General features: G+C 57.1%; 15 protein-coding genes. 6 read left to right on the top strand and 9 right to left on the bottom strand.

The features are described from left to right. Nucleotides 1–8: 8 nt before the first annotated feature. The 7 genes from cydB to IM317_RS04935 form a co-directional block, all read right to left on the bottom strand. Nucleotides 9–1019 carry a cytochrome d ubiquinol oxidase subunit II gene (cydB, locus tag IM317_RS04905; protein WP_033145499.1) on the bottom strand — a complete coding sequence of 337 codons (1011 nt, stop codon included), beginning with the start codon at nt 1017–1019 and terminating at the stop codon, nt 9–11. Further along, a complete protein-coding gene (locus IM317_RS04910; protein ID WP_033145500.1) occupies nt 1019–2422 on the bottom strand; it encodes a cytochrome ubiquinol oxidase subunit I in 1404 nt (467 codons plus the stop codon). Before IM317_RS04910 ends, cydB begins: the two co-directional genes overlap by 1 nt. A gap of 68 nt (nt 2423–2490) precedes the next feature. Beyond that, the gene (locus IM317_RS04915) at nt 2491–3363 is read right to left on the bottom strand and encodes a manganese catalase family protein (protein ID WP_008502274.1); all 873 of its coding nucleotides are present in this window, start codon (nt 3361–3363) and stop codon (nt 2491–2493) included. 15 nt (nt 3364–3378) lie between these two features. Then, the gene (locus IM317_RS04920) at nt 3379–3885 is read right to left on the bottom strand and encodes a ferritin-like domain-containing protein (RefSeq protein ID WP_033145501.1); all 507 of its coding nucleotides are present in this window, start codon (nt 3883–3885) and stop codon (nt 3379–3381) included. A gap of 25 nt (nt 3886–3910) precedes the next feature. Further along, nucleotides 3911–4114: a hypothetical protein gene (locus tag IM317_RS04925; protein WP_033145502.1), complete on the bottom strand. Its 204-nt coding sequence runs from the start codon at nt 4112–4114 to the stop codon at nt 3911–3913. 23 nt (nt 4115–4137) lie between these two features. Beyond that, on the bottom strand, nt 4138–4632 hold the full coding sequence (locus tag IM317_RS04930; protein ID WP_008502272.1) for a ferritin-like domain-containing protein: 495 nt from the start codon (nt 4630–4632) through the stop codon (nt 4138–4140). Nucleotides 4633–4726: 94 nt separating this feature from the next. Continuing rightward, nucleotides 4727–4912 (bottom strand): general stress protein, encoded by a 186-nt coding sequence (locus IM317_RS04935; protein WP_004150795.1) that lies wholly within the window; start codon nt 4910–4912, stop codon nt 4727–4729. Nucleotides 4913–5441: 529 nt separating this feature from the next. Here IM317_RS04935 and IM317_RS04940 point away from each other — a divergent pair. Together IM317_RS04940 and IM317_RS04945 are read left to right on the top strand one after the other, a co-directional pair. Beyond that, nucleotides 5442–6785 (top strand): VOC family protein, encoded by a 1344-nt coding sequence (locus IM317_RS04940; protein WP_033145503.1) that lies wholly within the window; start codon nt 5442–5444, stop codon nt 6783–6785. Between the two features lie 43 nt (nt 6786–6828). Further along, complete coding sequence (locus IM317_RS04945) at nt 6829–8334, top strand: carboxylesterase/lipase family protein (RefSeq protein WP_049015670.1); 1506 nt, start codon at nt 6829–6831, stop codon at nt 8332–8334. Here the strand turns inward: IM317_RS04945 and IM317_RS04950 are convergent. Then, nucleotides 8321–9163: a LysR family transcriptional regulator gene (locus IM317_RS04950; protein ID WP_033145505.1), complete on the bottom strand. Its 843-nt coding sequence runs from the start codon at nt 9161–9163 to the stop codon at nt 8321–8323. The two genes, IM317_RS04945 and IM317_RS04950, sit on opposite strands and share 14 nt — an antisense overlap. 115 nt (nt 9164–9278) lie before the next feature. Here IM317_RS04950 and IM317_RS04955 point away from each other — a divergent pair, with 115 nt between their 5' ends. From IM317_RS04955 to rimL, 4 genes are all read left to right on the top strand, one after another. Beyond that, nucleotides 9279–10448 carry a pyridoxal phosphate-dependent aminotransferase gene (locus IM317_RS04955; protein WP_033145506.1) on the top strand — a complete coding sequence of 390 codons (1170 nt, stop codon included), beginning with the start codon at nt 9279–9281 and terminating at the stop codon, nt 10446–10448. Nucleotides 10449–10458: 10 nt separating this feature from the next. Further along, nucleotides 10459–11232, top strand: a complete 774-nt coding sequence (locus IM317_RS04960; protein ID WP_025756391.1) for a transporter substrate-binding domain-containing protein — start codon at nt 10459–10461, stop codon at nt 11230–11232. 356 nt (nt 11233–11588) lie between these two features. Then, nucleotides 11589–13244, top strand: coding sequence for a glucan biosynthesis protein D (locus IM317_RS04965; RefSeq protein ID WP_033145508.1), 1656 nt, complete (start codon nt 11589–11591; stop codon nt 13242–13244). 45 nt (nt 13245–13289) lie between these two features. Next, nucleotides 13290–13838 carry a 50S ribosomal protein L7/L12-serine acetyltransferase gene (gene rimL, locus IM317_RS04970; RefSeq protein ID WP_033145509.1) on the top strand — a complete coding sequence of 183 codons (549 nt, stop codon included), beginning with the start codon at nt 13290–13292 and terminating at the stop codon, nt 13836–13838. Here the strand turns inward: rimL and ydcK are convergent. Continuing rightward, nucleotides 13833–14813 carry a YdcK family protein gene (gene ydcK / locus IM317_RS04975; protein WP_033145510.1) on the bottom strand — a complete coding sequence of 327 codons (981 nt, stop codon included), beginning with the start codon at nt 14811–14813 and terminating at the stop codon, nt 13833–13835. The two genes, rimL and ydcK, sit on opposite strands and share 6 nt — an antisense overlap. Between the last annotated feature and the right edge of the window lie 20 nt (nt 14814–14833).

A 14833-nucleotide genomic window follows, 5' to 3' on the forward strand; every position in this document is an offset into this window, starting at 1 on the left:
AGCGTTCCTCAGTGATAGCCTTCAGTATCAGACACTTTGCCCCGGAAGACGTAGTAGCTCCAGGCGGTGTACACCAGGATCACCGGGATAATCAGCAACGTGCCTACCAGCATAAACAGCTGGCTGGCAGGCGGGGCCGCGGCTTCCCACAGGGTGATGCGCGGCGGAATAATGTTCGGCCAGAGGCTGATGCCGAGCCCGCTAAACCCGAGGAAAATAAGCCCCAGCGTCAGCAGGAAGGGGCGAGCGTGGCTGGCCGGGTTGCGGGTCAGGCGCCAGATCAGCACGCTGAAAAGCGCAACCAGCAGAGGCACCGGCAGGAACCAGAAGAAGTTGGGCAGGGTAAACCAGCGGTCGGCTACGTACTGCCAGCCGAGCGGCGTCCAGATGCTCACTACCGCAATCACCACGACCAGCGCCAGCAGCACGTGGCGGGTCAGCTCGCGCATGCGGGCCTGCAGCGCGCCTTCACTTTTCATGATGAGCCAGGTGGTGCCCAGCAGCGTGTAGGCCACAACCAGCCCGATACCGCAGAAGAGGTTAAAGGGGGTGAGCCAGTCAAGCGCGGAGCCGACGAAACGCCGCCCCTCAACGTCGAAGCCGTTAATCACGGCGCCCACCACCACGCCCTGGCTGAAGGTGGCGAGCAGAGAGCCGCCGGCAAAGGAGTAATCCCAGAATTTGCGGTGCGACGGCGTGGCTTTGAAGCGGAACTCAAAGGCGACGCCGCGGAAGATGAGGCCGATCAGCATCGCGGTGAGAGGAATGGTGAGCGCATCAATAATCACCGCATAGGCCAGCGGAAACGCGCCGAACAGGCCCGCGCCGCCGAGCACCAGCCAGGTCTCGTTGCCGTCCCAGACCGGCGCCACGCTGTTGACCATCACATCGCGCTCCTTCGCATCGCCCACGAAGTTAAACAGCAGGCCGATGCCCAAATCAAAGCCATCCATGATGATGTACATCAGCGTGGCAAAGACGATGATGGCAAACCAGATAACTGAGATATCGACGCCCATCAGTTTCTCTCCTGTTCAGGAACAGACTCAGCGGCAGACAGCGGACGGGCGGGTGTGCCCGAGGTGTTTGACGTCAGCGTATCGACAGGCTGCGGTCCTTTCTTAATCAGCCGGATGAGGTAAACATAGCCCACCCCAAACACCGACGAGTAGACGACGAAGAACGCCAGCAGGCTGATGCTCATCTGCAGGGTGCTGTGCAGCGATACCGCGTCGATGGTGCGCAGATAGCCGTAGACCACCCACGGCTGACGGCCCACCTCGGTGGTGACCCAGCCGGCGAGCAGCGCCAGCAGCCCGGCAGGCCCCATGCAGAGGGCAAACCAGTGGAACGGGCGAGAGTGGAAAAGTCGATGACGATAGCGCAGCCAGACGCTAATCAGCCCGAGGGTAATCATCAGCAGCCCCATCCCGACCATGACGCGGAACGACCAGAAGACGATGGTCGAATTAGGGCGATCTTCTTTCGGAAAATCCTTCAGCGCCGGGACCTGCTTATCCAGACTGTGGGTCAGGATAAGGCTGCCAAGCGCGGGGATCTCCAGACCGTATTTGGTGCGCTCCTCCTCCATATCCGGCAGGCCAAACAGCAGCAGTGGGGTGGCCTCGCCCGGCGGATTTTCCCAGTGCCCCTCAATGGCGGCAATTTTAGCCGGCTGGTGCTCAAGCGTGTTCAGGCCGTGCATATCGCCCACGACCGCCTGGATGGGTGCGACCAGCAGCGCCATCCACATCGCCATGGAAAACATGGTGCGGACGGCGGGGGTATCGTTACCGCGCAGCAGGTGCCATGCGCCCGACGCGCCAACAAACAGCGCGCTGCTCAGAAACGCGGCGATAGCCATATGAATCAGGCGATAAGGGAAGGAGGGATTAAAGACGATCGCCAGCCAGTCCTGCGGAATAACCTGTCCGTTCTCGATAGTGAAGCCCTGCGGCGTATGCATCCAGCTGTTGGACGCGAGGATCCAGAAGGTCGACATCAGCGTGCCGAGCGCCACCATGCAGGTTGAAAAGAAGTGCAGGCCCGGGCCGACCTTATTCCAGCCGAACATCATGACGCCAAGGAAACCGGCTTCAAGGAAGAAGGCGGTTAAGACTTCATAGGTCAGAAGAGGGCCGGTAATACTGCCCGCGAACTGTGAGAACCCGCTCCAGTTGGTGCCAAACTGGTACGCCATGACCAGGCCGGAAACGACACCCATCCCGAAGTTAACGGCAAATATCTTGAGCCAGAAATGGTACAACGATCGCCAGACGTCGTTTTTGGTGCGCAGCCACATGCCCTCCAGCACCACCAGATAGCTGGCGAGGCCGATGGTGATCGCAGGAAAAAGGATATGAAACGAGACGGTAAAAGCGAACTGAATTCTGGCCAGATGGAACGCGTCGAGTTCGAACATGGTCCGTACCTCTGAAACGATGGGGCACGAGAATTGCCGGGCAGTTTATGGCTGCCCGGCAAAACCGATTACGGTTTAGTCTTACCGGCACCCAGCTCGGCACCGGTCAGCGGGTCAGAATGTGGATCGGACTTCGTGCGGGCAGACATCGCCTTGACCAGGGTTGCCTGTTCGGTCGTGAGCGTGACGCTTGCGCTGCCATCACCGCCGTCAACCGCAGGCTGGGGGGACTCAACGTAATCGAAATGTTTATCGCTGTTCCAGCTTCCGCGAACCTCTCCACCTTCAGACATATTGTAGTACTTGTTGGTGAATTCCTCGATTGGCGGTAATTTTCCCGGTGGGAAATTATTACGGATGGACTGCAGCGCCTTCTCAAAGGAGAGCTGATGCGCCGCCTCGCGCGTCATCAGAAACGCCAGGGCATCCTTTACGCCGGGATCGTCGGTCACGTTGATCAGCCGTTCATAGATGATTTTCGCTCTGGCCTCTGCTGCCACGTTTGAGCGCAGGTCCGCCGTCGGTTCGCCGATGGTGTCGACGTAGGCCGCCGTCCAGGGCACGCCCGCCGAGTTAGTGAGCGGGGTGCCGCCACCGTAGAGCAGGGAGGTGATGTGGCTGTCATTGCCGTTTTCGGTCATGGAGCGATACAGCTCGGCCTCGTTTTCCACCCCTTCAGCCAGCGCGCCTTTGGCACCTTTATTCAGCATGCCGACCAGGGTACCGATGATTTCGAGGTGGCTTAGCTCCTCGGTGGCGATATCCATCAGCATATCTTTACGGCCCGGATCGTCATCGCTCAATCCTTGCGTAAAGTACCGGCAGGCGGCAGCCAGTTCGCCCTGAGGCCCACCGAACTGTTCCAGTAAAAGGTTGGCGAGGCCTGGGTTCGGTTCGGCAACGCGAACCGTGTATTGCAGCTGTTTGACGTGTCGGAACATGGCGATTCTCCCTGATTATTTTTTTGCTTCGACGCCCGATGCGTCTGAACGCAGCAGGAACTGTTCCGTGGTCTGCGGAATATGGCGAATCAGCCAGTCGGCCATTTCGCGTTCTTCCGCCAGAATCGTCTCGATGGCAGGTACCGAGGCCGTGTCGCCTGCTTTCTTCGCCGCAGCGAGCAGGGAGGTATAACAGGCTATTTCAAACTGTTCGAAAACATAGCCGCTGATCGAACCCTTCACGATCTCATCAGACGGGAACATGCCGCCGATGGACTGGCCGAGCGCCGCCATTTTGCTCATCGAATCTTTTAAAACCGAACGAGAAATATCATTACGGTCGAGGATTTCTTCCAGCAATGTAATTTGCCGTTTTGTCTCATTAATATGCTGCACAATTCGGGCGCGAACATCAGGATAATTATCGATACGGCTGGCCATGGATTCCAGCATAGATTCGGCTTGCTTTTCCATCGCATGGGCATCGCGTAGCCAGTCATGGTAGTGTTCTACGTGATTCATCATTGTATCCTCATTAGGGGTTCGCTTATTTGGTCTCACTTTCAGCAGCCTGATCGGCACGCGCGGCACTGTAGCCAGATAAATGGCCGACAATATTGGCGTAAATGCTGATGATAATGACCCATAGCACGCTGTTCTTCCACCATATTACGGAAGGGATGGCGAGAGTGAACCATATTATGGCTGCCGCTAAATGGCACCGTTTAATTGTCATGGGACTGATGCTCATTTTATTTAACCTGTATTATTGCGTCATTTCTGCGCTTTTTGGTTAATATTTCCTACGGCCAGGTCGGTGAGTTTAAGGTCGGTCTCTTTTTCTTCTTCCAGCGTTTCGGCAAGAAGCTTAACGGCTTTTTTATAGCCCAGTTGTTCAGCTAGTGTGGCAAGGGTACCGTAGCTGGCAATTTCGTAATGCTCGACTTTTTGCGCGGCGGCAATAAGTGCGGCATCACGTACTTCATTTTTTTCCGTGCTTTCGATGACTTCGTTGGCTTCTTCAATTAAGCCTTCCATTGCCACGCACTTCATGCGCTTAAGCTTGATACCGTCTTCCTGCTCGACGATCTGGTCGATACGTTCGATCTGACCCTGCGTCTCCTCAAGGTGTGCGGTAAAAGCGGCGCTCAGCTTCTCGCTGGAGGCGGCGCGGGCAAGTTTGCTTAACGCACGGGTAAGCTGCTTTTCTGCGCTGTAGGTATCCGAGAGAAGATGAATAAAGACATCCTCGACGCTTTTCATATTCATAATAATTACGCTCCGGTAAAATAAAGAAAGGGTACTGCGAGCTTTTCAGCCCGCAGCATGCTCTCTGGTTTTATTAAAAGAGTATTAAATAAGATCAGGAGTTATCAGATTTACGGCCTCCGCCGTGACTGTTCTGTCCTCCTTTCTTACCCGCTTCAGAAGCGCGTTGCGGATCGTTTTTAAAGTTCCCACCGCTATGCTGGCCACCTTTACGTCCAGCTTCTGATGCTTTTTCACGGTCTTCAGCGAAATTACCGGAACCACCACGATGCTCTGCCATATTAAACCTCATAGTCATATATTGGTTATGTCAGTACGATACGAAAATATTCCGTATCACTCGTCGTTCGAGTAATAACTCTAGTCGCTGTGCGTCATCCGTCAAATGCGTTTTGCTATTTGCGGTTGCGTTATTTTTAAATATTTGTAAATTTGCGCTTCGCTTAAAAGAGAAATATGGATAGACAGGAAGGACTTGTAAACAACCATTCAGATTAATCCTAACTTCGAGCTAAAAATTTGAAAGAAGAGGATAAAAATAATGGCGTACTCGAATTGGTTAATTTGCATTCAGAAGAGAGCCAAAAAATACTCCTTTATAGATAGAAAGCGGAACCCTAAATAATTATAAGGAAAATCCTGGATAAAAGCGTTCAGGCTGAAAGGGCGGTTCCGTTCGGCGCTGTTCAGGGGCCTGATAGCACACGGTTTGACCACTGTCGTCTTAAGATCACAATTCAGAAATTCTTCCCCCCGGAAGGAACGGGTTTCTCTACACTCCAGGTAATATTCACTGGAGGCATGACATCATGGCGAACACCATCACGGCTGATGACATTCGGGAACACTTTTCGCAGGCTATGTCGGCGATGTACCAGCAGGAAGTTCCGCAGTACGGCACCTTGCTTGAACTGGTTGCGGACGTAAACCTGGCGGTTCTGGAAAATAATCCACTATTACATGAACAACTGGCTAACGCCGATGAGCTTGCACGCCTGAACGTGGAGCGTCACGGGGCGATCCGCGTGGGCACGGCACAGGAGCTTTCAACCCTGCGCCGTATGTTTGCCATTATGGGTATGTACCCGGTCAGCTATTACGATCTCTCTCAGGCGGGGGTGCCCGTCCACTCAACGGCGTTTCGTCCGATAGAGGATGCGGCGCTGTGCCGTAATCCGTTTCGTATCTTTACCTCGCTGCTGCGTCTTGAGCTGATTGAAAACGTCGCGCTGCGCGAGCGGGCCGCGGAGATCCTGTCTCACCGCAACATCTTCACCCCGCGCTGCCTGGAACTGATCGACCTCCACGAGTCGGAAGGGCAGTTTACTGACGCACAGGCGCACGAATTTGTGCAGGAAGCGTTAGAAACCTTCCGCTGGCACCGCCATGCGACGGTCGATCAGGAAACCTATCTGGCGCTGCACAACGAGCACCGTCTGATTGCCGACGTGGTCTGCTTCCCGGGCTGCCACATTAACCACCTCACGCCGCGCACGCTGGACATTGACCGGGTGCAGGAGCTGATGCCGAAGTACGGTATCGAGCCAAAAATTCTGATCGAAGGGCCGCCGCGTCGCGAGGTGCCCGTCTTATTGCGTCAAACCAGCTTCAAGGCGCTGGAAGAGCCGGTGCTGTTTGCCGGTGAACATAAAGGCACCCACACCGCGCGCTTCGGTGAGATTGAACAGCGCGGCGTGGCGCTGACCCCGAAAGGCCGTGAACTGTACGATAGCCTTCTCGCCCAGGCCGGTACCGGTAAAGATAACCTGACCCATCAGCTGCATCTGCGGGAGATCTTTAGCGCCTTCCCGGACAGCGAAATGCTCATGCGCCGTCAGGAGCTGGCTTATTTCCGCTACCGCCTGACGCCAGCCGGGGAAGCGCATCGGCATGCGTTTCGTCCGGGCGACGATCCGCAGCCGCTGATCGAGCGCGGATGGGTGGTTGCCCAGCCGATCACCTACGAAGATTTCCTCCCGGTCAGCGCCGCGGGGATTTTCCAGTCCAATCTCGGGAACGAAACCCAGGCCCGCAGCCACGGTAACGCCAGCCGCGATGCGTTTGAAGACGCGCTGGGATGCCCGGTGTATGACGAGTTTACGCTCTATCAGGAGGCTGAAACGCGCAGCAAACAGCGTTGCGGTTTGCTCTGAAATCGTTACTCTGCAGGGGTGTGATGGAAACAATAAGGTCGTTATGCAAAATCCTTCCGCCCCTGTGGTTGAAACGCGCCAGGGCGCACTGTCTGGTTTAACCGATGAAAACGTCCACGTCTGGTGCGGTATTCCCTACGCCGCGCCGCCCGTGGGGGAGTGGCGCTGGCGCTCGCCCCGGCCGCCTGAACGCTGGGATGGGCTGCGCGAGGCCACGGCCTTCTCGCCCTCAAGCTGGCAAAGCAGCGAGTATTGTCAGGAGCTCGGCGGCGGCGATCCGGGCCAGTTTTCCGAAGATTGCCTCTACCTTAACGTCTGGTCTCCCGCAGAGCGGGCCGAGCCGCTTCCGGTTATGGTCTGGCTGCACGGAGGCGGGTTTACGATTGGTGCCGGAGGCCTGCCGCCGTATAACGGCAAAGCGCTGGCCACGCGCGGCGTGGTTGTGGTCACGATCAACTACCGTCTCGGCCATCTCGGCTTTTTCGCCCATCCCGCGCTGGAAGGTGAGGAAGGGCGCGTGGTGCATAATTTTGCCCTGCTGGATCAGATCGCCGCGCTCGAATGGGTGCGGGATAACATCGCCGGGTTTGGCGGCGATCCCGCCAATGTGACCCTGTTTGGCGAATCCGCTGGCGCGCGGAGCGTGCTCTCGCTGCTGGCCTCTCCGCTGGCAGCAGGATTGTTCCACAAGGCGATTGTGCAAAGCGGATACACCTTACCGGACACGCCGCGCGAGCAGGCGCTGCAAAAAGGGGAAGCGCTGGCCGCCCATTTCGGGCTGGAAAATGCGACCGCCGGGCAGCTGCGCGCCATTCCGCCCGAGGCGTTCTGGCCGCTCACCGCGCCGCTGAACGTCGCTCCGGCGCCTATCGCAGGAGACTGTGTTCTGCCGGAAGCCATGCTTGACGTCTTTTTCGCCGCCCGTCAGCATCCGGTGCCGGTGATGATTGGCTCCAACAGCGATGAAGCCAGCGTGATGGCGGTGTTTGGCATCGATCTCGCCGGACAAATCCAGAAGCTTCGCCGGGAGCGCCGCTTCGGGCTGGGGCTGATTAAGCTGCTCTACCCGGGCGTGAAGGGCGATGAAGAGCTGGGCAGGCAGGTGTGTCGCGACATGGCGTTTACCACGATGGGCTACGTGGTGATGCAGGCCCAGCAGCGCGTCGGCGGATTGTGCTGGCGTTACTGGTTTGACTATGTCGCAGAGGCGGAACATGGCACGTACATCAACGGCGCCTGGCACGGCAACGAAGTTCCCTACGTCTTCGATACGCTCGGTCAGGTAGAGCCTTCACGTCAGTACGTCAATGAGCGAGATCTGCAGTTTGCTGCCCAGGTGGCGGATTACTGGGTGAGTTTTGCGCGTGACGCGGGTCGTCGCGAGATCCTGCCCGGGCCGACGCACTGGCCCGCGTGCCGTAAAGGGCGGGACGTTTTGTTACGCATTGGCGTGAATAAACATGCAGATTTCAGGCTTGAAAACCGCTTTATGCGCGCCCGCATGAGCCTCTTCAAGCGGGTGATGAAGCACCACGTTAGCCTCGATTAAGCAAACAGGCGCGAAACGCCGCCAGTCCATTTTCCTCACCTGGCGTTTCGCGCAGCACCAGCCGGTAGCTTGCGCCGGTTTTTATGCTTGTCTCATAGGGCCGTACCAGCCTTCCCGCATGAATATCTTCTGCCACCAGCGTTTCGTCGGCGATGGCGACGCCGAGCCCCTGAATGGCGGCCGTAATGGCGAGATCCATCGTATCGAAGTGTTGATTTTTATGCATGGCAAAGCCCGGACCTTCCTGTTTCGTCAGCCACAGCGACCAGTCTGTCTTGTCCCTTGTCGGGTGCAGAAACGTCAGCGAACCCAGCGCAGCACCCGCCCGCACCGGGCTGAACACCGGCGTGAGCGCCTCTTCGAACAGCAAATCGCCTGCGCTCATGTGCGTGCCGAACACAATGGCCGCGTCGTAAGATTCGGTTTTGAAATTGACGTTGTGATCGGTGGTGGTGGTCAGCGCGATCTGCAGATCCGGATGCTCGCGCTCCACCTCCAGCAGGCGCGGCACCAGCCAGCGCATGGCGCAGGTGGGGGCCTTCAGACGGATCACGGTGTGCTGGCTGCGGGCCTGGTCGGCCACGGACAGCAGCTGCTCGAAAGCGGACTGCAGCTCCGGAAGCAGGGCGCTGCCCTGCGGTGAGAGGCGCAGCCCGCGCGCGTGGCGTTCAAAAAGCGGAAAGCCAAACCACGCCTCAAGGGAGGCAATCTTACGGCTCACGGCCCCCTGCGTCAGACACAGTTCCGCCGCGGCATGGGTAAGATTGAGGTGACGCGCGGTGACTAAAAATGCGTCGATGGCATTAAGGGGGAGCGAACGGCGTGACATAGAAAACACCTCAGCTATGCATTTTTCTCATGGCTATTATGACAACAATTCGATTGTCCCGACAGCACAGATGTTGTTTGAATAGTTATGCAATGTCCATGAGAAGGGAAAGAGGATGACTTTACGAACGCCAGTGCAAACGCGCTCCAAACTGCCGGATGTGGGAACCACCATTTTTACCGTTATCGGCCAGCTCTCGGCGCAGCATAACGCGATTAACCTTTCTCAGGGCGCACCGAATTTTTCCTGCGACCCGAAGCTGATTGCGGGCGTCACCCGCGCAATGGAGGCAGGGCATAACCAGTACGCATCGATGACCGGTCTGCAGCCGCTCAAGGAACGTATTGCCGATAAAATTGCCACGCTCTACGGCACGCAGTACGACCCTGCCAGCGAGGTGCTGGTGACCGCCAGCGCCAGCGAAGGGCTCTATTCGGCGATTAGCGGGCTGGTGCACCCTGGCGATGAGGTGATCTACTTTGAGCCGTCCTTTGACAGCTATGCGCCGATTGTCCGTCTGCAGGGGGCAACCCCGATTGCCATCAAGCTCACCGTGCCGGATTTTGCCGTCAACTGGGATGAGGTTCGCGCTGCGATCACCCCGCGCACGCGCATGATCATCATCAACACGCCGCACAACCCGAGCGGTCAGGTCTTCTCCGCCAGTGACCTGCAGCAGCTGGCGGCGCTGACGCGCAATACCGACATCATTATTTTGTCTGACGAAGTGTACGAACACGTCGTTTTTGACGGCGAGCCGCATCACGGGATGGCCACGCACCCGCAGCTGGCGGAGCGCAGCGTGATTATTTCCTCTTTCGGAAAAACCTATCACGTCACCGGGTGGCGCGTGGGTTACTGTGTTGCACCGGCGGTACTGATGGAAGAGATTTGTAAAGTGCATCAATTTTTAATGTTTTCTGCCGATACGCCAATGCAGCACGCGTTTGCTGAGCATATGGTCGACCCGCAAACCTGGCTGTCGCTGTCGGCGTTTTACCAGCGCAAGCGCGATCTGCTGCACAGCCTGCTGGCCGATTCGCCGTTTACGCTGCTGCCGAGCGCCGGATCGTTCTTCATGCTGGCGGACTACAGCCAGTTCAGCGACGAGCGCGACAGCGAGCTGGTGAAACGGCTGATCGTTGAGTACGGCGTTGCCACCATTCCGCTGTCGGCGTTTTATGCGGACGGTACGGATAATAAATTGATTCGTCTCTCTTTTGCGAAAGATGAGGCGACGTTACGGGCAGGTGCCCAGGCCCTGTGTCGGGTTAAACCACGCTGAGGAGTTGTAGATGAAATTACGCGCGTTAGTTGTCGGCATGGGATTGCTGTGTACTTTTTCTTCCTTCGCGGCCACCGAGCTGCGTTACGGTCTGGAAGCGGAATATCCGCCGTTTGAGAGCCGCAATGCGGCGGGCGAACTGGAAGGGTTTGACGTTGAGCTGGGGAATGCCATCTGCAAAGCGGCAGCGCTGAAGTGCAGCTGGGTTGAAACCTCCTTTGATGCGCTGATCCCGGGCCTGGTGGCGAAGAAATTTGACGCCATCAACTCGGCGATGAACATCACCGAGCAGCGCCGCAAGAGCATTGATTTTACCCAACCGATCTACCGTATTCCGTCGCAGCTGGTCGGCAAGGCCGGCACGGCGGTTGAGGCTACCCCAGAAGGGCTGAAGGGCAAAACCATTGGTGTACTGCAGGGATCCATCCAGGAAACCTATGCCAAAGAGCACTGGGAAAAGCAGGGTGTCACCGTGGTGTCTTATAAAGATCAGAATATGGCCTGGGGCGATCTGCTGAATGGCCGTATCGACGCCTCGCTGGTCATGTCCGCGGCCGGGCAGGCAGGTTTCCTCAGCAAGCCGCAGGGGAAAGGGTTTGGCTTCATCGGCAAACCGGTGTCTGACGACACTATCCTCGGCAGTGGGATCGGTTTTGGGTTGCGTAAGGGCGACGAGGCCACCAAAAAGCAGCTTGATGCCGCGATCGATAAAGTACGTGCCGACGGCACGATCGCTAAACTCGCTGATAAGTACTTCCCGGGTATCGATGTCAGCGTAAAATAACCGCCTCATTAGCCCCGGCGAACGATGTCGCGCCGGGGCATTTTTAATACACTTCATCCTTCAAGCTGCCTCTGCGTTGGCTACGTCTGTTCACCCCAGTCACTTACTTAAGTAAGCTCCTGGGGATTCTCAGACTTGCCGCCTTGATCCAGCATGAATGATTTTGTGTATTTACTGTTTTTTACACCACTTTCGGGCCGTTCTGGTCGACAGAAAATATTTCTCACTTTGTTCATATAATCACCGGCCAACAATTGGATTCTTAACCATTTTTGTTTAGGCTGTGCGTTCTTTCTTGCCGTCATTTCGCCGAGCGCGAAACACATTCACACGACCATAAGGACGTTTTTCCAGGCATGAATCGCAGACGTTTTCTAAAAGGCTCGCTGGCAGTGGCAGCCCTGAGCGGCACATCTGGCCTTGCTTCCCTGTTTTCCAAAGCGGCATACGCTGCCGACTCTGACATTGCTGACGGCCAGAGCCGTCGTTTTGACTTCTCCGTACTGCAATCCATGGCGCATGACCTGGCGAAAACCCCGTGGGGTGGCGCGCCGCGTCCGCTGCCGGACACGCTGGCAACCATGACGCCGCAGGCGTATAACGCCATCCGCTACGATGAAAAACAGTCACTGTGGAATAACATTGAAGGGCGTCAGCTGGACGTGCAGTTCTTCCATATGGGGATGGGGTTCCGTCGCCGCGTGCGGATGTTCTCGCTGGACCAGTCAACCTCTATGGCGCGCGAGATCCACTTCCGTCCGGAGCTGTTCAGCTACGGTGAAACGGGTGTGGATACCAAACAGCTGGAAGGGCAAAGCGATCTCGGCTTTGCGGGCTTCCGCGCCTTTAAGGCGCCTGAGCTGGCGCGTCGCGATATTGTCTCTTTCCTGGGCGCGAGCTATTTCCGCGCGGTAGATGACACCTACCAGTACGGCCTTTCCGCGCGCGGTCTGGCGGTAGACACCTTTACCGACACGCCGGAAGAGTTCCCGGACTTTACCGCCTTCTGGTTTGAAACCGTCAAGCCCGGCGACACGACTTTTACCGTCTACACGCTGCTGGACAGCCCGAGCATCACCGGTGCCTATAAATTCGTGATCCACTGCGAGAAGAGCCAGGTGATTATGGAGGTGGAAAACCATCTCTATGCGCGGAAGGACATCAAGCAGCTCGGCATCGCGCCGATGACCAGCATGTTCAGCTGCGGCAATAACGAACGCCGCATGTGTGACACCATTCACCCGCAAATTCATGACTCCGACCGCCTGGCAATGTGGCGCGGCAACGGGGAGTGGATCTGTCGTCCGCTGAACAACCCGCAGAAGCTGCAGTTTAACGCCTATATGGACAAAAACCCGAAAGGGTTCGGCCTGCTGCAGCTCGACCGCGATTTCTCGCACTATCAGGACGTGATGGGCTGGTATAACAAACGCCCGAGCCTGTGGGTTGAACCGCGTAACGACTGGGGTAAAGGCGCGGTTGGCCTGATGGAGATCCCGACCACCGGCGAAACGCTGGATAACGTGGTCTGCTTCTGGCAGCCGGAAAAAGCGGTGAAGGCGGGCGACGAGCTGGACTTTAAATATCGTCTGTACTGGAGCGCAATGCCGCCGGTGCGTTCTCCGCTGGCCAACGTCTTCGCCACCCGTACCGGCATGGGCGGCTTCCCGGAAGGCTGGGCACCGGGCGAAAATTACCCGAAAGTGTGGGCCCGTCGCTTTGCTATCGACTTCGTCGGTGGCGACCTCAAGGCCGCTGCGCCAAAAGGCATCGAGCCGGTGATTACGCTCTCCAGCGGTGAAGCGAAGCAGGTTGAGATCCTCTACGTTGAGCCGTTTGACGGCTATCGCATCCTGTTTGACTGGTACCCAACCTCGGATTCGACGGAGCCGGTGGATATGCGCCTGTTCCTGCGCTGCCAGGGCGATGCCATCAGTGAAACCTGGCTGTACCAGTATTTCCCGCCAGCGCCGGATAAACGTAACTACGTTGACGACCGGATAATGCGTTAACGATCGATTCCCTCTCCCTTTGGGAGAGGGTTAGGGTGAGGTGCAATGACCGCAGCAAAATCCGAAATTATCCCGGTATCTGACGCTCTCGAGCTTCGCGCCGTCGAAGAGCGCTACGCCGCCGATCTGCATAATCTCGTCGTCAAAAACAAAACCTTTCTGCAAACCGCCTTTGACTGGGCGCAGCACGTGGGCAGCGAGGACGATACCCGCCGCAACGTGCAAAGTAACCAGATGCTGCACCAGCGCGGCTACGCCAAAATGTTTTTGATATTCAAGAGTGATGAACTGGTCGGCGTGCTGTCGTTCAATACGATTGAACCAGCCAACAAAGCCGGGTACATCGGCTACTGGCTGGATGAAAGCCATCAGGGGCAGGGCATTCTCTCCCGGTCACTGCAGGCGTTTATGCGCTACTACGTCGAACGCGGGGAGATCCGCCGTTTTGTGATCAAATGTCGGGTGGCGAATCAGCACAGCAACAGCGTTGCCGTGCGTAACGGTTTTACGCTGGAAGGATGCCTGCGGGAAGCGGAATACCTGAATGGCCGCTTTGACGATGTGAATATCTACGGGAAGATCTACGCCCTATAACGCTCCCAGCAGCGGGGTGCGGGTGATGCGCTGGTCGCCGTTAATCACCTTTTCGCCGCGCAGGTGAATGCTCTCCCCGGCAAACGCTTCGATGACCGCATCATCGGTGATTTCAACCCGGTGCTCGATGAGCACATCCCCGCTGATCCTCGCGCGTCCCTGGATCACCACCTTATCGTCCAGCATGATCGGCCCGCCGCGCAGCCATGCCTGACCGCCAATCAGAACGTGGTGCTTGATGACGCAGTTTCCTTCCACCACGGCATTCTCCGCAATCTGAGAGCTGTAGCGCACCGTCGGAATAGCATCGTCGTCATAACCGGCAATCACGCGGGCGTTGCCATAGACCTTTGCGCAGTCGCAGACCCAGACGTTATTTAAGTCGTTACCTTCGAGGATAGCGTTGTCGAATATTTCGGCGCGGTGCTCAACAAAGGCAAAATTCACCATCGCCTCGCCGTAGATTTGCGCCTGGTGCACAATGCGCGACTGGCTGACGGTCGCCTTATCGTAGATTTTCAGGATCTGGTCATGGTCCGGCGTCAGACCTTTGGCGGCGATGATAACGCTGTTGTGCAGAACGCGGGCATCGCCGTAGAGATGGCATTCGCCCCGCACGCAGGAGTGCTGAATGGTGACGTTGTCACTTATGCGCGCCCCGTGGCTGACCTCCGCGCCGTCCAGCCAGCAGCTGCCGCTGATATGCGAATCGTGGCTAACGATGCACGGCAGGGTAAGTCGCGCGTTGCCGGACACGACGGCACCGGCGAACACCACGCTGTTTTCGTCGTAGATCCAACAGTCGCCGTCCTGCGCGAGGGCGCGCTCATCGTCAACCCAGCCGCCTTTCGTGCCGACCGTCACGTCGTTAAAATCCACTGTCGCGATAATCTGCCGCAGCGTGACGGAGCGGGTAGTTTCGCCGTTTTTCCATTGCCAGAGGCGGGTTTCGTCGCTAAGGCGATATTTTTTCATCTTTTGGTCTCTGATAAGCG

The sequence above is a fragment of the Enterobacter cloacae complex sp. S3 genome (assembly GCF_014930495.1).
In the GTDB taxonomy this organism is placed as follows: Bacteria; Pseudomonadota; Gammaproteobacteria; order Enterobacterales; family Enterobacteriaceae; genus Enterobacter; species Enterobacter asburiae_B.

Excerpts from the sequence above, each read along its gene's own strand:
- IM317_RS04920 (WP_033145501.1), bottom strand. The coding sequence starts at position 3,885 with ATGAATCACGTAGAACACTACCATGACTGGCTACGCGATGCCCATGCG.
- cydB (WP_033145499.1), bottom strand. The coding sequence starts at position 1,019 with ATGGGCGTCGATATCTCAGTTATCTGGTTTGCCATCATCGTCTTTGCC.
- IM317_RS04950 (WP_033145505.1), bottom strand. The coding sequence starts at position 9,163 with ATGTCACGCCGTTCGCTCCCCCTTAATGCCATCGACGCATTTTTAGTC.
- ydcK (WP_033145510.1), bottom strand. The coding sequence starts at position 14,813 with ATGAAAAAATATCGCCTTAGCGACGAAACCCGCCTCTGGCAATGGAAA.
- IM317_RS04940 (WP_033145503.1), top strand. The coding sequence starts at position 5,442 with ATGGCGAACACCATCACGGCTGATGACATTCGGGAACACTTTTCGCAG.
- IM317_RS04935 (WP_004150795.1), bottom strand. The coding sequence starts at position 4,912 with ATGGCAGAGCATCGTGGTGGTTCCGGTAATTTCGCTGAAGACCGTGAA.
- IM317_RS04965 (WP_033145508.1), top strand. The coding sequence starts at position 11,589 with ATGAATCGCAGACGTTTTCTAAAAGGCTCGCTGGCAGTGGCAGCCCTG.
- IM317_RS04945 (WP_049015670.1), top strand. The coding sequence starts at position 6,829 with ATGCAAAATCCTTCCGCCCCTGTGGTTGAAACGCGCCAGGGCGCACTG.
- IM317_RS04915 (WP_008502274.1), bottom strand. The coding sequence starts at position 3,363 with ATGTTCCGACACGTCAAACAGCTGCAATACACGGTTCGCGTTGCCGAA.
- rimL (WP_033145509.1), top strand. The coding sequence starts at position 13,290 with ATGACCGCAGCAAAATCCGAAATTATCCCGGTATCTGACGCTCTCGAG.
- IM317_RS04910 (WP_033145500.1), bottom strand. The coding sequence starts at position 2,422 with ATGTTCGAACTCGACGCGTTCCATCTGGCCAGAATTCAGTTCGCTTTT.
- IM317_RS04960 (WP_025756391.1), top strand. The coding sequence starts at position 10,459 with ATGAAATTACGCGCGTTAGTTGTCGGCATGGGATTGCTGTGTACTTTT.
- IM317_RS04955 (WP_033145506.1), top strand. The coding sequence starts at position 9,279 with ATGACTTTACGAACGCCAGTGCAAACGCGCTCCAAACTGCCGGATGTG.
- IM317_RS04930 (WP_008502272.1), bottom strand. The coding sequence starts at position 4,632 with ATGAATATGAAAAGCGTCGAGGATGTCTTTATTCATCTTCTCTCGGAT.
- IM317_RS04925 (WP_033145502.1), bottom strand. The coding sequence starts at position 4,114 with ATGAGCATCAGTCCCATGACAATTAAACGGTGCCATTTAGCGGCAGCC.